The following is a 20411-nucleotide window of genomic DNA, read 5'->3' on the forward strand; positions in this document are numbered from 1 at the left end:
CCGCCGGTGTTGCCGGTGTTGGTGCCGCCGGTGCCGCCGGTGCCGCCGTTGCCGGCGACGCCGCCTTGCCCGCCGGCGCCACCGCCGACCCCGCCGATGCCTGCGCCGCCGGTGCCGCCTTGGCCGCCTGCGCCGCCCTGGCCGCCTTGGTTGCCTGCGGTCGGGGTCGTACTGGTCGTTCCCGCGCCGCCGGTGCCGCCGCCACCGCCGCCACCGCCGGCGGGGCGGGCGTGGCCGCCGGTGCCGCCTTGTCCGCCGGCCGCGCCGCTGCCGCCGGTGTTGCCGCTGTTGGTACCGCCGGCGCCGCCGTTACCGGCGAGGCCGCCGATACCGCCCTTGCCGCCCTTTCCGCCACCGACTCCGCCGCTACCTGCACCGCCGCTACCGCCTGCGCCGGCGCTACCGCCCTGGCCGCCAATTCCGCCCACCGTCGGCGAGGTGCCGGTTGTGCCGGTGGTGCCGACTGCACCGATCCCGCCGTTGCCGCCATCGCCGCCGTTGCCGGCACTGCCTGTAGTGCCTGCGGCGCCGCCGCCCGAACCGCCGACACCGGCCGCGCCGGCGTCGCCGCCGGTGCCGCCTTGTCCGCCGGCCGCGCCGCTGCCGCCGGTGTTGCCGGTGTTGGTGCCGCCGGTGCCGCCCTTGCCGGCGAGGCCGCCGATACCGCCCTTGCCGCCCGTGCCGCCACCGGCACCGCCGGTGCCGCCTTGGCCGGCGGCTCCGCCGTTGCCGCCGGTACCGCCCGCGGTCGGCGACGTGCCGGTCGTGCCCGTAGTTCCGATGGCACCGGCTCCGCCGTTGCCGCCGAGGCCGCCAGCTCCGCCGGCGCCCATGACGCCGCTCGCGCCGCCGTTGCTGCCGCCGGCACCGGCAGCGCCACCGGCGCCGCCCGTGCCGCCCTTGCCGCCGCCCGCGCCTGCGCCGCCGGTGTTACCGGTGTTGGTGCCGCCGAGCCCGCCGCCGCCGCCCGTGCCGCCGAGCCCGCCGTTGCCACCCTGACCGCCTACTACGCCGCCGCCGCCGTTGCCGCCCTTGCCGCCGGCGCCACCGCTACCGCCGTCGCCGCCCTGACCGCCGCCGGTGGGTGCCGTCGCGGAGTCGGTCCCTGCGGTCCCGGCGTCGCCGTCGAAGCCTGCGCCGCCGTCGCCGCCGTTGCCGGCGACACCGCTGGCACCGTGAGCGGCGCCGCCCGCTCCGCCGCTGCCCCCGGAGAGGCCGACGCCCAAGCTGGTGCCACCCTTGCCGCCGGCGCCACCGGTGGCAGATCCGACGGCCAGGGTGTTGTAGGCCATGCCGCCATCGCCGCCGGCCCCGCCGACGGTGGCCCCGGTGCCGCCGTCGCCACCGGTAGCGCCGGTGGCGTTACCCCACGGGGCCGGTACTGCGCCGTTGAGGGTGAAGTCGTAGGGGCCCATGATCGCGAAGCCGCCCTCGCCGCCGGCCCCGCCGGCGCCGATCGTGCCGACGCCGCCCTTGCCGCCGACCCCGCCGACGGTGTTTCCAAATCCATAGCTGTTGGCGACGCCGCCCGCGCCGCCCGCGCCGCCCGTGCCACCGGTGCCGCCCTCGCCACCCGCGCCACCGAACTGCATACCGCCGCCGCCGGTGCCGCCGGTGCCGCCCGTACCGGTATCGCTGGTGCCGCCCTTGCCGCCCGTGCCGGGCAGGTTCAGATAACCGCCGGCCCCGCCGTTGCCGCCGCCGCCGCCGTTGCCGGTACCCAGGCCGGCTCCGCCGGCCCCGCCGTTGCCTGCGTCGCCACCGCCGATCAATCCGCCCTGGCCGCCTGCGCCGCCATTGCCACCGGCCTGGCCGGACACCGTGGCAGCCCCACCGGCACCGCCGACGCCCCCGGCGCCGAACCACAGCGCCGACCCGCCGTTGCCGCCGGCCTCGCCGGCCGCGCCCGCACCACCGGTGCCGCCGTCACCGATCAGCCCGGCCAAGCCGCCGTTGCCGCCGGCCAGTCCGGAGCCGATTGGCGCGGACCAGCCGTCGCCGCCGTCACCGTAGAACCAGCCGCCGGCCTTGCCGTTCGGGCTGTCTGCCGTCCCGTTCGCCCCGTTGCCGACCAGCGGCCGCCCGGTCAGCACGGTGATCGGATCGACGTATGCGTTCGCCGTCGGCGTCTTGTTCGCGGCGACGGCCGCAAACGCCGTCTTGACCGCGCTCGCGGGCGGAACCTTCGGTGGCTGAAGTGCCGGGAGACGCACGCCCGGATGAAGGGAGTTGGCGGGGGACTGCGTCACGCGGCCCGAGGTGGCGACACCGTGCGCCGACCTGTTCGAGTCGGGTGTGGTGGCCGATGGGCCCGCGGTCCGTCGGGGGCCGGCCACCTTCGCGCCGGTGTCGCGATGGCTTGTCGCGTCACCGGGGGATGAATCGGCGTGGGCGAGGCCGGTCCCGACGGCACCCAGCGATGCGCAGAAACCGACGGCTACGGCGCCTGTCCCGAGCCAGAGGGAGATCTTGGTGTGCGGTTGCCGGGTACGGCGACGGACTGCGCTGGCTTTGGTGCGGTGCGTCGCACGATGCCGAGCAGCCACAGTTTGCCCCCAACGAGTAATCGCTACAGGTTGCAAATCCTAGCAATGCTTATGGTTATCTGGGCGCTAACTCAGGATGAACTGTGCGATGTCGATACGGTTCCGACATAAAGCAGTGGTCAGGCCTCAAAAATGAGCTTCCCGACGGGTCCTCGGAGGCCGAGAATCGGCAATATTTCGGGTGTAAACCGCCGCATAAGTAGAGTTATGGCAAAGTGGAGCGCTTCACAATTGTTTGCTTGCCAGCGACGCGCGGCGGTGTGATTTTATTTCCGCCGGAAAGGTACATGCGAGCCGCGCTGTGGGGGTGAGAGCGCTGCCGCGGGGGATAGGCGCGACAGGCAGGCGTCGAAGTAAGCCCAGCGAAGCGTTTTCGCCGGCTACGTCGAGAGCGTCTTAGCGAGCTTTCTTTCCGGCGCCGCCGGAGCCGGACTTGCTGCCGCTGGCGCCGGCCTTGGCCGACCGGGAGGTGTTCTTGTGCCCGGCACTGCGGGCGGCCGACGCTGAGCCTGTCGTGTCACTGTCGGCCGATGCCGTGGTACGGGACGCCGCAGCGCTGGAAGCCTTCTTGCTACTCCCGACGGCCGCACCGCTGCCAGCGTTGCCGTTGATGATGCCGTTGATGTTGATGCCCGGGAAAGTTCTGGTGATCGTCCGGAGGTTCTGGGAAATCGCGCCCGCGATCGCGAACGGGCCAGAACCGGCGCTCACGGTGTTGTTGTCGCCGAAAAAGTTGAACGCCAGGCTCAGTGTGGTGTTGGGGAACGGGCCCAGCGCGGACACAATGTTGCCGTTGCCCAACAGATTTCCGGCGGCAGTCAAGATGCCCTGCGCCATCACTTTGCTGTTGCCCAGGATGTTCGTCGTCGAGCTCAGAAGGCCCTGCGTCCACGCCGTACCGGCGTCGCCGATGTTGAGGGCCAGGTTGCCGAAGCCGCCCGCGTTGGTGGTCTTTGTTCCGTCTCCGCCGGCCGCGCCGGCAAGGGTCAGATTGAAGCTGCCGATATTGGTCATGACGCCCGGGCCGAGTTGCAGGGCGATATTGCCAACGCCGGCGGCCCCCGTCGACTGTGTTCCGCTAGCACCGGTCAAGATGCCGATCGCAAAATTGAGGGCACCCACCGCTGCCGAACTGCCCGCCCCCTGCTGCCAAGCGAGGTTAAGAAGGCCGGGGAGTGCAGAAGCCCTCGCGTCATCGCCGACCGCGACGGCGAAGCTGAAGACGCTGAATGTCGTCACGGAGGCTGCGTGGGAACCGAACGAAAGTGCGGCGCTGAAAAACCCACTGCCGGCATTGGCGACGGCACCGTCGCCAATCGCGATCGCAATACTTGTCAGGTTGCTTGTGCAACCGCCGCTGTTGCCGATACCGAAGGCGGACACGCAGGTCGCGTTGGCGGCTGGCGCTTCGCCAAGCGTTCCGGCAACAAGCGCACCGGACACCAAAGCGGCCAGCAACACACCGCTCTTACCGCGAACCTGATTCATCGACGTAGCCCTGTAACTCTTAGGTGTCTTTGCTGGTAGAGACCGTACCCGACGCGGATGGAGCTTACAGCTTTTCTGAAGGATATTCACCCAGGGGTCTCAAGTAGTGGACGTGGCGTCTGAGCACCGGCCATCCAAGCGGTGTCATCGGTAGGCGCAGTCCCCGTCCCGGGCAAGCGCGCCAAATTCAATAAATACACAGTTCAGAGTGCTTATTCGGGCGCTCAGGGGCGGGTGGATCCGCCGGCCTCGCACACCAGATCTGAGTACCGGCAATCCGCTTCATCGGTATCCGCGACGACGCACCGCATCACCTGAGTTCACGATCGTGGCAACCATGCGTGCGTAGAGACTGCTATTTGCCGGACTCCGAAAACCCCGGCTCCACGTGGGCGTCACCCGGTTGATGGTCCTGGGCACGCGACGCTGGAGAGTGCGCCGGCAGGGGGCTACTGCTTCCGGTGCTTCCCGCCGCCGCCATCGCCGTTGCCGCCGTGGGCGGAATTGGATTTCGTGCTGGTGTCGCTGGGGGCGCTCGACGACTCGGGCTTGCGATGGCGGCCGCCTGTGGCTGTCGTCTTGGTGCTGTTGTCGCCGCTGGTGGTTGACGTGCTGCCGCTGTTGCCGTCGGTCGTGGGGGCAGCGTGGCGGCCGGAGCGCGAACGGATCGTGGTCTTGCCGTCGCCGTCGCCGTCCGTGGTCGTGGTGTTGCCGCCGGATTCGGCGGCCGCCTCGGTGGCGTTGGCGGTGGCGGTGGCCCGTGGCGCTGCTCGCACGCCCCCAGCGGGCAAGGAGAAGTTCGGGAGGTGGAAGTTATTGACGTTGATGCCCGGGCCCTTGAGGAAGAGCGTCTGAGCCTCCAGATTGAGCGCGGCCATCAACGACAACGGGCCATTGAGGGCGGTCAGTACGTTGTCGACACCGAACACGCTCGCCACCAGGCTCAACGGAGCCAACGGGCCGCCGGTCAGCTTGATTGTGTTGCCGGTGCCGAAAACGCTCGCCGCAGCACTCAAAAATCCCTGGACCAAAATGTCATTGTTCGCGCCGAAAATATTCAGAGCCGAGCTGAAGTAGCTTTGCACCACTGTGGAATTCACGCCGCCGAAAAAGTTGAGCGCGAGGGTGCCGAAGAGGCCGGCGGTAGTGATTGGCTGCCCACCGTTGTTGGGCGCGATGCTGAGTGCGGTGCTGAGTGCGCCGACAACTGTGGCGATGCCCGGCCCGATTTGCAGGGCGAGATTGCCAAGGCCGGAGGCACCAGTTTGTTGGCCCCCACTGCCGCTCGGCAGGCCGATCACGATGTTCAGGCCCCCGAGTGCCGACGCTGTGCCCGGCCCAAGCTGAATCGCGATGTTGCCGAGGCCGATGGCGCCAGTGGTTGTTCCCGTGCTGCCCGCTGGAGCGGCCCCGAGGACGAAGTTGAGGATGCCGCCCAGCGTCGTCGCCGTGCCCGGCCCGAATTGGAGGTTGATTCCGAAGAGCGATGTCAGCATCGACGAAACCGCATGATCTCCGAACGCCCCGGCGAAGCTGAAGCCGGCGATGTTGGTGATGGCTTGGGAAAAGTCGCCGATCGCGATGGCGCCGCCGAACAAGGCATTGCCTGCGTTTGCGGATGCGCCGGTGCCGATCGCAATCGCAAGTGTGGTCAGGTTGCTTGTGCAGCCGTTGCCGTTGTTCAAGCCGAAGGCCGAGATGCAGTTGGCGTTGGCAACGGGGGCCGGAGTGAATGCCCCCGCCGCAAGCGCACTGGCGACCAGCACGCCGAGCGCCGCGTTACGCCCGTCTCGAACCCGACCCACCGACATCTCCGTTGCTTCGTATCTGACTTTGCTGGTTTGGACCGTACCTGACGCGCACTGCTACTGACAGCGTTCCAATTGATATTTGCCAGTCATTCATAGCTGGCGGTAGAGGTCGTCGGCTCCTCGGCGCGAGTCGAAGGTCACGCAGTTTCAGTGCGAGGCGGCCTTATTCACGCGTACGGCTGAAGCGGATCGATCGTGACGAACGGCGTTGTCCCGTCGCCGATGAGGAGAACGGTGAAGCCGCCGGAAGGCCACGGGGTCTGCAGCTGTGTGGTGGAATCCGGCGGGGTCACGACGATCGTGGTGGGCGGCCAGGCCGGCGCCAACCCGACGCCGGTCGTTTTCGGCATGAAGCCCAGGCGGCTGCTGGCGCTAGCTCCTGGCACCAGCTCGACGGGCTGGATATCGCCGCCTGTTCTGGATGCGCTGACGATCCCGTCGAACGGCGGGTTGGCGGGGTCGGGGGGAACGCCGGGAATTTGGCCGCCGGGGCCGACGAGGTCCACGCCGGGATAGCCGTGCAGGGTGCAGGTCTGTTCGGAGACGTTCGTCAACAGCACCGAAAAGTAGATGTAAGGGTAGGGATCCGGGGTGGGATAGATGGGCGGAGTGGTACTGAGGCTCAGCGAATCGGCTCCGCACCATGTCGTGGCCGCCGCGGTCGTATACGTTGCCGCGGGCAAGGCGAGCAGAGCCGCAAGGGCTGTGGCGACCACACACGTTGACAGTCTCATCGGGTTCACCCTCCCCACCGTCGAATCTCGAGGCCGGTGCGAGAACCCTAGTTGCCGAGCTGCACCTTTAGGGCGCAATCAACCAGCGGGTGGCGGACCAGGAAGGTTGCCATTCGAACATTCGTCGGTAGGTGAGCCGCAGACTGCTCAAGCGGTAGCTGAGTTCCTGTGTCTACCAATGCATCTCGGCGCCCCGCGACGGTGTCGGTTCGTCGGCGACGCTACGAATGGCATGCCGGTCGAGGCACATTTCCGTAAAGCGCCTGATTAACGGGGTCGCTCAGGAACTTGAACCGGTCGTCAGTACCGGCTGGAGGTGGCTGGAAATCCTTCGGCCAAACAGTGTTTTGGTCGTAGTGAACGCCCTTGAGAAATCGGTCCTTACCGCCGGCGTCACTTGGCAGGACGGCTTGACTCAAGTCGGCTCCGTTGAGAACTGCGCCATTCAGCCGCGTCGTCGTGAGGTCGACACCTGTCAGGTTCGCGTTCACCAGATAGGCGGTCGTGAAATTCGCGCCGGTCAGCACGGCATGACAAAGATTCACACCCTGCAGAAATGCTGGATGTCCTGCAACGGCAGGCGCATCCGGCGCTGCCGGTATAGCCGGGTCGGCCGAGAGGTCCGTTCCCGCGAGGTTTGCCCCAGTGAGATCGGCCTGAACGAGGTTGGCGCCCTTTAACTGAAGGCCTGCGAGATTCATGCCCTTGAGGTCGAACTGTCGGAATGGGCGGGGCTCATACGCAACCGACGACCTGCCTTGGACGAACTGGAGGCTATTCAGCCGCCCGGCGGGGCTGTTTTGGTCCTGGGATGCAGAGCTCTGCTGGTCCTGAGGCGACGCCTGACCGCCAGAGTTGACCTTCGTGAGGTAGCTCGCGCCGACGAGCACCAGCAAGGCGACAACAACTGCGATGAAGACGTCGCGTACCCACCACACCGGTGGGTCTTTGCGTATGAATCGCCTGACGGGCGGAATCGCCAGGTAGACAACCCCTGTCACAGCGATAACACAGACCGCGACGACGAGTACGACAAGAAGCACGCCAAGATTCATGCTGCCCTCCCGATAACCAAAGATCCCCGACCCCAGCGGATTGTGTCACGATCATCACAGATGTCCCTGTGAATCAGACAGACATCCGCGCCGACCGCTGGGGTCACCGGTTTGGGGGTCTGAGCCGGGAACGAATTCTTCGATTGATGATGGGCGCGGCCCGCCACCCTGAAAGATGGCGCCCCCAAAGAACGATCCCTGGCTGGTCCTTCGTGGCGCCGCTGCTGTGCGCCTGACAGGGGAGGTCAGCCATCTAGGATTCTCGGTGTGCGCATTTTGCGCGGAGGCCAATCTGCGCTGGTAGAAAGAGTGCCCCCGGCAGGAATCGAACCTGCGGCCTTCTGCTCCGGAGGCAGACGCTCTATCCCCTGAGCTACGGGGGCGCACGTACAGCTGCGCCATTGGGCTCCGACAGCCTAACGCATTTCAAAGACGCCCCAGGACCGGCCGCCTGTCCACCCGCTGCGTCCATCCCCGGGTTGATTCCCCGGTCGATGCGCTCCTGCCCGCCGGGATCCGGATTCGGGCCCTGACCACGTCAGACCATAGGATGGACCCCCGTGACACCCGCCGACCTCGCCGAGCTGCTCAGGAACACCGCCGCCGCGGTGCTCACCGAGCATGACCTGGATCCCGCCGCCCTGCCCGCGACGGTGGCTGTCGAGCGTCCGCGCAATCCCGAGCATGGTGATTACGCGACCAACCTGGCCCTGCAGCTGGGCAAGAAGGTCGGCGCCAACCCCCGCGAGCTGGCCGGCTGGCTGGCCGAGGCACTGGCCGCCGCCGACGGTATCGCCGCCGCCGAGGTCGCCGGCCCCGGGTTCGTGAACCTCCGCATCGAGGCCTCCGCGCAGGGCGTCATCGTGCAGAACATCCTCGACGCCGGTGCGGGTTACGGAAACTCGGCGGAGCTCGACGGCACCAACATCAACCTGGAGTTCGTCTCGGCCAACCCGACCGGCCCCATCCACATCGGCGGCACCCGCTGGGCTGCGGTCGGCGACGCGCTGGGCCGGTTGTTGAGCACCCAGGGTGCCGACGTCGTTCGCGAGTACTACTTCAACGACCACGGCGCCCAGATCGACCGGTTCACCAACTCCCTGATCGCGGCGGCCACCGGCCAACCGACGCCCGAGGACGGCTACGCCGGCGACTACATCAAGGACATCGCCGACCAGGTGCTGGCCAAGGCGCCTGACGCGCTGAGCCGCACCGGTGACGAGCAGAAGGAGACCTTCCGTTCGATCGGCGTCGACCTGATGTTCACTCACATCAAGGCATCGCTGCACGAGTTCGGCACCGACTTCGACGTCTACACCCACGAAGACTCGATGCACACCAGCGGGCGGGTGGATCAGGCCATCGCCAAGCTGCGTGAGACGGGCAATATCTACGAGAAGGACGGCGCAACCTGGTTGCGCACAACGGAATTCGGTGACGACAAGGACCGCGTCGTCATCAAGAGCGACGGACAGCCCGCCTATATCGCCGGCGACCTGGCCTACTACCTCGACAAGCGGCAGCGCGGCTTCGATCTGTGCATCTACATGCTCGGTGCCGACCACCACGGCTACATCGCCCGGCTCAAGGCCGCCGCCGCAGCACTCGGCGACGACCCCGACACCGTCGAGGTGCTGATCGGCCAGATGGTCAACCTCGTGCGCGACGGACAGCCCATGAAGATGAGCAAGCGGGCGGGGACCGTCATCACCCTCGACGACCTGGTCGACGCCATCGGGGTGGACGCCGCCCGCTACGCGTTGACCCGCTCGTCGGTGGACACGCCGATCGATATCGATTTGCAGTTGTGGTCATCGGCATCCAGCGAAAACCCGGTCTACTACGTGCAATACGCGCATGCGCGTCTCTGTGCACTGGCCCGCAACGCCGCCGATCTCGGATTGGCTCCCGACACCGCGCATCTGGAATTACTCACCGACGACAAAGAGGGTGCACTGATCCGCAACCTCGGCGAGTTCGGTCGGGTACTCAAGTCGGCCTCGTCGTTGCGTGAGCCGCACCGGGTGTGCCGCTACCTGGAAGACCTGGCCGGCGATTACCACCGGTTCTACGACTCGTGCCGGGTGCTGCCGCAGGGCGATGAGGAACCGGGCGATCTACACCGTGCGCGGCTCGCGCTGTGTGCGGCCACCCGTCAGGTGATCGCCAACGGTCTGACGATTCTCGGCGTGTCCGCACCGGAGCGGATGTGAACGCACACCCCGCCGGACCGCGCCACGCCGAGGAAATCCACCAAGGCGGCGCCCCGGCGCGGCCGCTGACCGCCGCCGACGCGCTGACGCTCGCGCCGAATGTCTGGCCCCGCAACCTTGTTCGCGGCACCGACGGTGAGGTATCAATCGCCGGCGTGACCGTGACTGACCTGGCTGCCGAGCACGGCACCCCGCTGTTCGTCATCGACGAGGACGACTTCCGGTGCCGCTGCCGCGAGATCGCCGCGGCGTTCGGCGGTGGCCACAACGTGCACTATGCCGGTAAAGCCTTCCTGTGCAGTGAAATTGCGCGCTGGGTGGACCAGGAGGGGTTGTCACTGGACGTCGCAACCGGCGGTGAGCTCGCCGTTGCGCTGCACGCGGGATTCCCCGCCGAGCGAATCGCGTTCCACGGCAACAACAAATCGGTCGACGAGCTGACGACCGCGGTCAAGGAGGGCGTCGGCCACATCGTGCTGGACTCGATGACCGAGATCGAACGCCTCGACGCGGTCGCCGGTGAGGCCGGCGTGGTGCAGGACGTCCTGCTGCGGGTCACGGTCGGTGTGGAGGCGCACACCCACGAGTTCATCGCGACCGCCCACGAGGACCAGAAGTTCGGCCTATCGCTGGCCAGCGGGGCCGCGATGGTCGGGGTCCGCCGGGTGTTCGCCGCCGATCACCTGCGCCTGGTCGGCCTGCACAGTCATATCGGCTCGCAGATCTTCGATGTGGCGGGCTTCGAGTTGGCCGCCCACCGGGTCATCGGCCTCCTGCGCGACGTCGTCGCCGAATTCGGCGTGGACAAGACCGCGCAGATCGCCGTCGTCGACCTCGGTGGGGGATTAGGTATTTCCTATCTGCCACAAGATGATCCGCCGCCAATCGCGGACCTCGCGGCCAAGCTTGGCGCGATCGTGCGCAGCGAATCGGCGGCCGTCGGCCTGCCCGCACCGCGACTGGTCGTCGAGCCGGGACGCGCGATCGCCGGGCCGGGCACTGTGACGCTCTACGAAGTCGGCACCGTCAAGGACGTGGTCATCGGGTCCGACAGGACCCGGCGTTACGTCAGCGTCGACGGTGGGATGAGCGACAACATCCGTCCGGCGCTGTACGGCTCCGAGTACGACGTGCGGCTGGTCTCCCGCATCACCGACACCCCGCCCGAGCTGGCTCGAGTCGTCGGAAAGCATTGTGAGAGTGGCGACATCGTGGTCCGTGATGCATGGGTGCCCGGCGATGTCGAGCCGGGCGACCTGCTGGCGGTGGCCGCCACCGGCGCCTACTGCTATTCGATGTCGAGTCGGTACAACCTGATCGGCCGTCCCGCCGTGGTGGCCGTGCGCGACGGGCGGGCCCGCCTGATCCTGCGCCGGGAGACCGTCGATGACCTGCTGAGTTTGGAAGTGAGGTAGAGCCAATGGGTACTAGTGAAAAGTCAATTGGTGTAGCGGTATTGGGGCTGGGCAACGTCGGCAGCGAGGTTGTCCGGATCATCCAGGAGAGCGCCCCGGATCTGGCGGCGCGCATCGGTGCGCCGCTCGAATTGCGGGGTGTCGCGGTGCGCAACGTCTCCGCCGACAGGGGCCTGCCGGTGGAGATGCTCACCGACAACGTCGAGGAGCTGGTGTCCCGCGCGGACGTCGACCTCGTCGTCGAGGTCATGGGCCCGGTGGAGCCGGCCCGCAAGGCGATCCTGACGGCACTCGAAGGCGGAAAGTCGGTGGTGACCGCCAACAAGGCGCTGCTGGCCCAGTCCACCGGCGAGCTGGCGCAGGCGGCCGAACGGGCGCATGTGGACCTCTATTTCGAAGCGGCCGTCGCGGGTGCCATCCCGGTGATCCGACCGCTCACCCAATCGCTGGCCGGTGACACCGTGCTGCGGGTGGCGGGCATCGTCAACGGCACCACCAACTACATCCTGTCCGAAATGGCCTCCACCGGAGCCGATTACAGCTCCGCACTGGCCGACGCGAGCGCCCTGGGATACGCCGAGGCCGACCCCACCGCTGACGTCGAGGGTTACGACGCCGCGGCCAAGGCCGCGATCCTGGCTTCCATCGCGTTCCACACCCGGGTCACCGCCGACGACGTCTACCGCGAGGGCATCTCCAAGATCACTCCGGAGGACTTTGAATCGGCCAAGGGGCTCGGGTGCACGATCAAGTTGCTGTCAATCTGTGAACGCGTTACTGGAAGCGATGGCCAGCAGCGGGTTTCGGCCCGGGTCTACCCGGCGCTGGTCCCACTGAGTCATCCGCTGGCCACGGTCAGCGGGGCATTCAATGCCGTCGTCGTGGAGGCGGAGGCGGCCGGCCGGTTGATGTTCTACGGTCAGGGCGCCGGCGGTGCGCCGACCGCGTCAGCGGTGATGGGGGATCTGGTGATGGCCGCGCGTAACCGTGTGCAGGGCGGTCGTGGGCCGCGTGAGTCCAAGTACGCCGAGCTGCCGATCGCCCCGATGGGCATGATCCCGACGCGGTACTACGTCAGCATGACCGTCACCGACCGGCCCGGTGTGTTGTCTTCGGTGGCAGCTGAATTCGCCAAGCGCGAGGTCAGCATCGCCGAGGTGCGCCAAGAAGGAATCGTCGGCGAAGGTGGTCAGCCCAGCGGTGCGCGCATCGTGGTGGTGACCCACCGGGCAACCGATGCCGCGTTGTCCGAGACTGTTGCCGCGCTGGCTGACCATGACGCCGTTCAGGAAGTCAACAGCGTGCTGCGTTTGGAGGGAACCAGCGAATGAGCTCAACGAAATCGACTGCTGTGCATACCCCGTGGCCCGGGCTGATCGCCGCCTACCGGGACCGGTTGCCGGTGGCACCCGACTGGACGCCGATCACCCTGCTCGAGGGTGGCACCCCGCTGATCAGTGCACCGCGGCTGTCTGAAAAGACCGGTTGCACAGTTTATTTGAAGGTTGAAGGCCTGAATCCCACCGGTTCGTTCAAGGACCGCGGCATGACGATGGCGGTCACCGACGCCGTCGCGCGCGGTCAGAAGGCGGTGCTGTGCGCCTCGACGGGCAACACCTCCGCCTCGGCAGCGGCCTACGCCGCCCGCGCCGGCATCACCTGCGCGGTGCTGATCCCGCAGGGCAAGATCGCGATGGGCAAGCTGGCCCAGGCAGTCATGCACGGCGCCAAGATCATCCAGATCGACGGCAACTTCGACGACTGCCTGGAGCTGGCCCGCAAGCTCACCGCCGACTACCCGACGATCGCGTTGGTCAACAGCGTGAACCCGGTGCGCATCCAGGGACAGAAGACCGCGGCGTTCGAGATCGTCGACGCGCTGGGGACGGCACCCGACGTGCACGCCCTGCCGGTCGGTAACGCCGGCAACATCACCGCGTACTGGATGGGCTACACCGAGTACCACCGCGACGGCCTGACCGACAAGCTGCCCCGGATGCTGGGCACGCAGGCGGCCGGCGCTGCCCCGCTGGTGTCGGGCCAGCCGGTGAGCAACCCCGAGACGATCGCCACCGCGATCCGGATCGGTTCGCCCGCGTCCTGGGACGGTGCCGTGGCTGCGCAGCAGGAGTCCGGCGGCCGCTTCCTTGCCGCCACCGACGACGAGATTCTGGCCGCGTATCACCTGGTCGCCGAGGCCGAGGGCGTCTTCGTCGAGCCGGCGTCGGCGGCCAGCATCGCCGGGCTGCTCAAGTCGATCGAGGACGGGTGGGTCAAGCCCGGCTCCACGGTGGTGTGCACCGTGACCGGCAATGGCCTCAAGGATCCCGACACCGCACTTCGCGATATGCCGACGGTGAAGCCCCTGCCTGTCGATCCCGGTGCCGTCATCGCCGAGCTGGGCCTGGTCTGAGAGACGGATTCTCGGTGACCCTGAACCTGCCTGCGGGCTTGACCGCCAGCGCGACCGTTGCGGCCTCCAGCGCCAACCTCGGCCCCGGCTTCGACAGCCTGGGCCTGGCGCTCGGCCTCTACGACGAGATCATCGTCGAGACCACTGACGCTGGACTGATCATCGAGGTCGAGGGGGAGGGATCCGGGCAGGTCCCGGTGGGCCCCGAACACCTGGTGGTCCGGGCGCTACACCGCGGGCTGGCGGCAGGTGGCGCGGACGTTCCCGGGCTTGTGGTGCGCTGCCGCAATGCAATCCCGCACTCGCGAGGTCTCGGCTCGTCGGCCGCGGCCGTCGTCGGCGGCTTGGCGGCCGCGAATGGCCTTCTGGCACAGATGGATCGGGATCCACTGACCGATGATCAGCTGATCCAGCTGGCCTCGGAATTCGAGGGTCACCCGGATAACGCGTCTGCCTCGGTGCTCGGGGGCGCGGTGGTGTCGTGGGTCGATGCGCAGACGCGGCCGCCGACGTATGCGGCGGCCCGGCTGCGACTGCATCCCGATATCCGGGTGTTCCCGGGAATCCCGCAGGTGCGGTCATCGACCGCCGAGACGCGGGTGCTGCTGCCTGACCACGTCACCCACGAAGCCGCTCGCTTCAACCTGAGCCGGGCGGCGTTGTTAGTTGTTGCCCTCACGGAGCGGCCAGACTTGCTGATGGCGGCCACCGACGACGTTTTGCACCAGCCCCAGCGCGGCCCGGCCATGCCTGCCTCGGCGGAATACTTGCAGGTACTCCGGCGTTGCGGAGTGGCAGCGGTGTTGTCCGGCGCTGGTCCGGCCGTTCTGGCCCTCACAACCAGCGCAGAGCTCCCGGCCGAGGCAGTCGAGTACGGCGTCGCGTTGGGATTCACCGTCAGCGAGATGGGCATCGGCGAAGCAGTTCGCTGGAGCTCAGGTGTCGCGGTCCACGGCTGAGTTGCGCACACGCCGGTGGGGGTTCCTTGCTTTCCTGCGGTCAAGCGGGCTATTCTCGGTCCCGTCCAGGCAAACGCAGCGACTGTTCCTGCGCCGACACTAGGACGACCACCAATTTCTCTCGTGTTCAACTCGTGGACTGACGGTTCGCGCCATGTAGCCGCGAATCCCGGCGAGCACCGTTTGACGCACGCACGATGGTGAGACTTCGCGTTCAGCGAATCAGCTGAATGCCAGAACCCCTTGCCCCAACGACGGTGAGGGAAAGAAAGGAAATCCGTGACCGATACGGACCTGATCACGGCTGAAGAGCGCGCCCCGCAGACGGCGACGCCCGCCGTGACCGCGGAAACCTCCTCGGCGCCTGATTCTTCGCAGGCTGCCTCGAGTGGGGGCGGCGGCCGGACCGGTTCTCTGTCGACGATGGTCCTGCCCGAGCTTCGTGCCCTGGCCAACCAAGTTGGTGTCAAGGGAACCTCCGGGATGCGCAAGGGCGACCTGATCGCCGCGATCAAGGAGCACCAGAACGGTGGCGGCGGTAGCAGCCGCCCCGCCGACGAGGCCCCCCAGGCCGCCCAGGCGCCAGAAGCGCCCGCAGAGCAGCCGAAAGAGCCTCGCGAGAACGCCGAAGCGACTAGCAACGAGCCGCGCCGCCGCGAGCGGCGGGCCGCCACCCGCGATGCCGGTGCAGCCGGCGCCGATGCCGGTGCAGCCGGCGCCGATGGCGCTGAGCAGCCGAAGTCGCAGGACAACCGCCCCGAGCAGGGCGACAAGCGCGAGAACCAGAACCAGAACCGGTCAGAGAACCGGTCAGAGAACCGCGAGTCGTCCGACCAGGGTGGCCAGGGGCAATCCGGAAACCAGCAGAATCGCGACAACCAGAACAACCGCGGAAACCAGCAGAATCGCGACAACCAGCAGAACCGCGGAAACCAGCAGAATCGCGACAACCAGCAAAACCGCGACAACCAGCAGAATCGCGACAACCAGCAGAATCGCGACAACGACCAGAACCGCGATGACGACGACGATGACGGCCGCCAGGGCCGTCGCGGCCGCCGGTTCCGTGACCGTCGGCGCCGTGGTGATCGTCCCGGCGGCGAAGGCGGCAGCGCAGGCGGCGACCGCGACCGCGACACAGAGCTCCGCGAGGACGACGTCGTCCAGCCGGTCGCCGGCATCCTCGATGTGCTCGACAACTACGCGTTCGTGCGGACGTCGGGCTACCTGGCGGGCCCCAACGACGTGTACGTCTCGATGAACATGGTCCGCAAGAACGGCCTGCGCCGCGGTGATGCCGTGACCGGCGCGGTCCGCGTCGCCAAGGAAGGCGACCAGAGCAACCAGCGCCAGAAGTTCAACCCGCTGGTTCGCCTCGACAGCGTCAACGGCGGCCCGGTCGATGCGGCCAAGAACCGTCCCGACTTCACCAAGCTGACCCCGCTGTACCCGAACCAGCGGCTGCGGCTGGAGACCACCCCTGACCGGCTGACCACCCGCGTGATCGATCTGATCATGCCGATCGGCAAGGGCCAGCGCGCCCTGATCGTGTCCCCGCCCAAGGCCGGTAAGACCACGATCATGCAGGACATCGCCAACGCGATCACCAAGAACAACCCGGAGTGCCACCTGATGGTGGTCCTGGTCGACGAGCGCCCTGAAGAGGTCACCGACATGCAGCGCTCGGTCAAGGGTGAGGTCATCGCCTCCACCTTCGACCGCCCGCCGTCAGACCACACCCAGGCCGCCGAGCTGGCCATCGAGCGCGCCAAGCGCCTGGTCGAGCAGGGCAAGGACGTCGTCGTGCTGCTCGACTCGATCACCCGGCTGGGTCGCGCCTACAACAACGCGTCGCCGGCCTCCGGGCGCATCCTGTCCGGTGGTGTGGACTCGACCGCGCTGTATCCGCCCAAGCGGTTCCTCGGTGCGGCCCGCAACATCGAGTTCGGCGGCTCCCTGACGATCATCGCGACGGCCATGGTGGAGACCGGCTCGACCGGTGACACCGTGATCTTCGAGGAGTTCAAGGGCACCGGCAACGCCGAGCTCAAGCTCGATCGCAAGATCGCCGAGCGCCGGGTGTTCCCGGCGGTCGACGTCAACCCGTCGGGTACCCGCAAGGACGAGCTGCTGCTGTCGACCGACGAGTTCGCGGTCGTGCACAAGCTGCGCCGTGTGCTGTCCGGACTGGATTCGCATCAGGCCATCGATTTGCTGATGAGTCAGCTGCGCAAGACCAAGACCAACTACGAGTTCCTGGTCCAGGTGTCCAAGACGACGCCCGGTGGCGGCGGCAACAGCAACTCGGACGTCGACTAGTAGCGATTTCGGCGCGTTAACCGCCGCTGAGCGAACGTTTCCGCGCCGAAATCCACGGACTACGTCCGCAGGGCGTCCATCCCGGGCGCCAGCAGGCCGTCCAGCGCCGACCACGGCACCGTGATCGTCGGCGTGCCGTGGAAGAACTGGTAGTCGGCGAAGTGGATCTCCAGGCCGTCTGGCATGGGGATCCAGTTGGCGAAGTTCGCCTCGGTTGGCGCATTGCCCGGCTCGTCGGCCATCGGTGTCGGCCCGACTCCGCTCACCCCGGGCAGTAATGCCTTGGTCTGCTCCGACAGCCGATTCAAGCCGGCCTGCTTGTCCGTGAACAGATCCGCCAGCGTGATCGGCTTGGCTGACCGAGAGTCGATCACCACGGTGCTGACGTAGCTGCTCGGATGGGCCGACGGCACTTGCACGTACAGGCCGCTGATCAGTTCCGCCACCGACGCGCCGCCGAAGTAGATCTGCGGCTGGGTCTCGAACGTCCACGTCCCGTCCGCGTCTGCGCCGTTTTTGACCGGTTCGAGCTGCCCGGTCGCCGACGCGTGCACCGCACTGTTGAAGGCGCCCGCGACCTGCGCATCACCGCCGGTGATGGTGTCGACGACCAGCGTCCAGCGCCCCTTGCCGTCCGTGGTGGCATCGCCGGCGGTGGACCGGGTGACCGAATACTTCTGTTTATTGGAGACCCCGCTGGTCGGCGCGGCCGTCGTCGGTGACGCGCCGGCACTCGCCGACGTCGTGGTGGCCTTGGTGGTCGCGGTTGTGGTGGCCGTCGTGCCCGTCGATCCGCCGCATGCGGTGAGTCCGATGGCCAAAGCCGCGACGAAGACCGCCCCCCGGCGGCTGCGTGTGCCCATGGTGGCCATTGTGTCAGGCGGGCAGCCAACCCTGCGAGTAGATCATCACAGCGCTTGGCGCCCAGCGGTTTTCGTTGGGCAGACTCACTGCGCCGCGGGCGCTACGCGCAGGCCCGGCAACACGTAGCGCCGCATGAACCGCAGCACCGCGTCGTGGTCGTCGGAATCCAACGTCTCACCGGGAACGGTGCCGAGGCTGATCTGAACCCGGGCCACCCACTCGGCGGCCTCGTCGAGTTGCGTCTCGGCGTGGATCTCGCCGCGGTCGCGTGCCGCCTCGAGGTAGGGCTGCCAGAACCGGCCGAGATCGGGCACCAGGCCTTGCACGCCGGCGCCGGCGCAGGCCGCGAATTCCTCGGGTTCGTCGCGACGCAGCTGCATCACCAGCGCGCCGGGGGAGTCGTAGGCACTGCGCCCCAGTCTCACCCCGACGGTCAATTGCTCCTCGAAGGTGCCGAGCCCGTCCAATATCTGGTGCGATTCGGCCCAGAATGCGTTGTTGAGGCGCACGATGGCCGCGCCCAGCAGGGAAGCCTTGTCGGGGTAATGCCGGTAGAGCCAGCCTCGCGATACGCCCGCTGCCTCGGCCACCTCGGATACCGTCGTCGCCCGGATGCCTTTGGCTCGCAGACAGACTTCTGCGGCGTCGACCAGTCGTTCCTGGACGGATTTGGCCCCTTGCCGGTTGTCGGCGTCGGTGCTGGCAGTCACCTTGGTGGTCCTCCTCGTATCGACGCGACAGTCCCGATGTGGACATCCTTCCAAACCTGGGTCCGTGGTGGTCCCGCTGCATGGGTAGACAGATTTGTCATTCTGTTTACCCTGCGCTTCTATTGTGACCTAAGGCACCGCGATGGCGCGGGAGATGACAAAAGACGGGAGATCCGTGGCCGAGACCGTCCAGCAGCTGCTCCGCGAGCGGCTCGACGAATCCACCCCGGCGGTGAAGTTCGGCGAGCAGGTGTGGACGTGGCGCGAACATCTTGACGAGGCTTCCCGGCAGGCCGCGGCCCTGATCGCGATCGCCGACCCGGACCGACCACTGCACGTGGGCACGCTGCTGGGCAATACCCCCGCGATGCTGACCGCCATGGCGGCCGCCGGCCTCGGTGGATATGTGCTGTGCGGCGTGAACAACACCCGTCGCGGCGCGGCGCTGGCCCGCGACATCGTCAAGGCCGACTGTCAGATCCTGCTCACCGACTCGGTCGATCGTGAGTTGCTGGAGGGCCTGGACCTGCCGGGTGTCCGGGTGTTCGACGTCGACTCCGGCCAGTGGTCGGCCCTGCTGGACGGGGCGGGGGAGCTGACGCCGCACCGGGAAGTCACCGCGACCGACACATTCATGCTGATCTTCACCTCCGGCACCAGCGGCGAGCCCAAGGCGGTCCAGGTCGCCCACATGATGGTGCCGTTCGCCGGCGTCGCGCTGGCCGACCGGTTCGCGATCACGGCTGCCGACGTCTGCTATCTCTCGATGCCGCTGTTCCACTCCAATGCGTTGATGGCGGGCTGGGCAGTGGCGCTCAATGCCGGAGCGGCGATGGCGCCGGCGTCGTTCTCGGCGTCCGGGCTGCTGGCGGATCTGCGTCGCTACGGCGCCACCTACATGAACTACGTCGGCAAGCCGCTGGCCTATGTGCTGGCGACGGCCGAACAGCCCGACGATCACGAGAATCCGTTGCGGGTCGCCTTCGGTAATGAGGCCGCCGACCGCGACATCGCCGAATTCGGCCGCCGCTTCGGCTGCGCGGTGTGGGACGGATTCGGCTCCACCGAGGGCGCGGTCATCATCACTCGCGAGGACGACTGTCCGCCCGGCTCGGTCGGCCGGGGCTTTCCCGGCGTGGCCATCTATGACTCGGAGACCCGAAAAGAATGCGCCACAGCGGTTTTCGACGAAACTGGCGCGCTGGCCAACCCGGATGAGGCGATCGGCGAGATCGTCAACACCACCGGCGGGGGCATGTTCGGCGGCTACTACAACGACAGCGGCGCCACCGACGAGCGCCTGCGGCACGGCATGTACTGGTCCGGTGACCTGGGCTACCGCGACGCCGACGGCTGGATCTTCCTGGCTGGGCGCACCGCGGACTGGATGCGGGTGGACGGCGAGAACATGGCCGCTGCGCCCATCGAGCGCATCATCCTGCGGCTGCCGCAGGTCAGCCAGGTCGCGGTGTACCCGGTGCCCGACGAGCACGTGGGCGATCAGGTGATGGCCGCGATCGTGCTGGCCGACGACGCCGAACTCGGCCCGGCCGACCTCGTCGCGTTCCTGGCCGAGCAATCCGACCTGTCGCCCAAGGCGTGGCCGCGCTACGTCTGGATTGCCGACGAACTGCCGGCCACCGCCACCAACAAGGTGCTCAAGCGGGAGCTCATCGCGCGCGGCACCAAACCGGGAAACGGCGCGGAGAAGGGTCGAGTCTGGACACGTGCGGCCCGTGGCAAGAGCTACCGCACCGGCCCGGCGGAATAGCGGGCGTCAGCGACGCGTTTGGGCAGGTGACGGTCAACCTGGCATACTGGATCGTCGACCACCTCAGGTACCGGTTCACGCTCGATTACCAGGCGAAACAGTAGGGCGACCCG

The 20411-nt window shown here is 67.6% G+C and carries 14 protein-coding genes and 1 tRNA gene; 7 read left to right on the forward strand and 8 right to left on the reverse strand.

Annotated elements, in window-relative coordinates:
• From SLQ31_RS29070 to SLQ31_RS29095, 6 genes are all read right to left on the reverse strand, one after another.
• A partial coding sequence (locus SLQ31_RS29070; RefSeq protein WP_413643287.1) for a PGRS repeat-containing protein occupies positions 1-2468 on the reverse strand: 2468 nt, incomplete at its 3' end.
• Between the two features lie 474 nt (positions 2469-2942).
• A complete protein-coding gene (locus tag SLQ31_RS29075; protein WP_319437664.1) occupies positions 2943-4034 on the reverse strand; it encodes a hypothetical protein in 1092 nt (363 codons plus the stop codon).
• A 449-nt stretch (positions 4035-4483) separates the two neighbouring features.
• The gene (locus SLQ31_RS29080; protein ID WP_319437665.1) at positions 4484-5719 is read right to left on the reverse strand and encodes a hypothetical protein; all 1236 of its coding nucleotides are present in this window, start codon (positions 5717-5719) and stop codon (positions 4484-4486) included.
• Positions 5720-6012: 293 nt separating this feature from the next.
• Positions 6013-6579 (reverse strand): DUF4232 domain-containing protein, encoded by a 567-nt coding sequence (locus SLQ31_RS29085; RefSeq protein WP_319437666.1) that lies wholly within the window; start codon positions 6577-6579, stop codon positions 6013-6015.
• Between the two features lie 221 nt (positions 6580-6800).
• On the reverse strand, positions 6801-7634 hold the full coding sequence (locus SLQ31_RS29090) for a pentapeptide repeat-containing protein (RefSeq protein ID WP_319437667.1): 834 nt from the start codon (positions 7632-7634) through the stop codon (positions 6801-6803).
• A 310-nt stretch (positions 7635-7944) separates the two neighbouring features.
• A tRNA-Arg gene (locus SLQ31_RS29095) sits at positions 7945-8017 on the reverse strand.
• A gap of 177 nt (positions 8018-8194) precedes the next feature.
• Between SLQ31_RS29095 and argS the strand changes: the two genes are divergently transcribed.
• The 6 genes from argS (at position 8195) to rho (ending at position 16953) form a co-directional block, all read left to right on the forward strand.
• Complete coding sequence (argS, locus tag SLQ31_RS29100) at positions 8195-9847, forward strand: arginine--tRNA ligase (protein WP_319437668.1); 1653 nt, start codon at positions 8195-8197, stop codon at positions 9845-9847.
• Between the two features lie 35 nt (positions 9848-9882).
• Complete coding sequence (gene lysA, locus SLQ31_RS29105) at positions 9883-11262, forward strand: diaminopimelate decarboxylase (RefSeq protein WP_319437693.1); 1380 nt, start codon at positions 9883-9885, stop codon at positions 11260-11262.
• A gap of 5 nt (positions 11263-11267) precedes the next feature.
• The gene (locus SLQ31_RS29110) at positions 11268-12593 is read left to right on the forward strand and encodes a homoserine dehydrogenase (protein WP_319437669.1); all 1326 of its coding nucleotides are present in this window, start codon (positions 11268-11270) and stop codon (positions 12591-12593) included.
• The gene (thrC, locus tag SLQ31_RS29115; RefSeq protein ID WP_319437670.1) at positions 12590-13675 is read left to right on the forward strand and encodes a threonine synthase; all 1086 of its coding nucleotides are present in this window, start codon (positions 12590-12592) and stop codon (positions 13673-13675) included. Before SLQ31_RS29110 ends, thrC begins: the two co-directional genes overlap by 4 nt.
• A 14-nt stretch (positions 13676-13689) precedes the next feature.
• Entirely contained in the window at positions 13690-14634 is a 945-nt protein-coding gene (gene thrB / locus SLQ31_RS29120) for a homoserine kinase (protein ID WP_319437671.1), read from the forward strand.
• 279 nt (positions 14635-14913) lie between these two features.
• Positions 14914-16953 carry a transcription termination factor Rho gene (gene rho, locus SLQ31_RS29125; RefSeq protein ID WP_319437672.1) on the forward strand — a complete coding sequence of 680 codons (2040 nt, stop codon included), beginning with the start codon at positions 14914-14916 and terminating at the stop codon, positions 16951-16953.
• Between the two features lie 59 nt (positions 16954-17012).
• Here rho and SLQ31_RS29130 read toward each other — a convergent pair whose 3' ends face one another.
• Positions 17013-17816 (reverse strand): RsiV family protein, encoded by an 804-nt coding sequence (locus SLQ31_RS29130; protein ID WP_319437673.1) that lies wholly within the window; start codon positions 17814-17816, stop codon positions 17013-17015.
• Positions 17817-17900: 84 nt separating this feature from the next.
• Positions 17901-18527 carry a helix-turn-helix domain-containing protein gene (locus tag SLQ31_RS29135; protein ID WP_319437674.1) on the reverse strand — a complete coding sequence of 209 codons (627 nt, stop codon included), beginning with the start codon at positions 18525-18527 and terminating at the stop codon, positions 17901-17903.
• A gap of 175 nt (positions 18528-18702) precedes the next feature.
• Here SLQ31_RS29135 and fadD1 point away from each other — a divergent pair, with 175 nt between their 5' ends.
• The gene (gene fadD1, locus SLQ31_RS29140; RefSeq protein WP_319437675.1) at positions 18703-20298 is read left to right on the forward strand and encodes a fatty-acid--CoA ligase FadD1; all 1596 of its coding nucleotides are present in this window, start codon (positions 18703-18705) and stop codon (positions 20296-20298) included.
• Positions 20299-20411 lie beyond the last annotated feature (113 nt).

Origin of the sequence: Mycobacterium sp. RTGN5 (assembly GCF_033804465.1) — a bacterium.
Taxonomy (GTDB): Bacteria; Actinomycetota; Actinomycetes; order Mycobacteriales; family Mycobacteriaceae; genus Mycobacterium.

What these genes read in the sequence shown, in the direction of transcription:
- SLQ31_RS29075 (WP_319437664.1), bottom strand. Translation starts at nt 4,034, where the DNA reads ATGAATCAGGTTCGCGGTAAGAGCGGTGTGTTGCTGGCCGCTTTGGTG.
- SLQ31_RS29085 (WP_319437666.1), bottom strand. Translation starts at nt 6,579, where the DNA reads ATGAGACTGTCAACGTGTGTGGTCGCCACAGCCCTTGCGGCTCTGCTC.
- SLQ31_RS29090 (WP_319437667.1), bottom strand. Translation starts at nt 7,634, where the DNA reads ATGAATCTTGGCGTGCTTCTTGTCGTACTCGTCGTCGCGGTCTGTGTT.
- SLQ31_RS29110 (WP_319437669.1), top strand. Translation starts at nt 11,268, where the DNA reads ATGGGTACTAGTGAAAAGTCAATTGGTGTAGCGGTATTGGGGCTGGGC.
- thrC (WP_319437670.1), top strand. Translation starts at nt 12,590, where the DNA reads ATGAGCTCAACGAAATCGACTGCTGTGCATACCCCGTGGCCCGGGCTG.
- SLQ31_RS29130 (WP_319437673.1), bottom strand. Translation starts at nt 17,816, where the DNA reads ATGGGCACACGCAGCCGCCGGGGGGCGGTCTTCGTCGCGGCTTTGGCC.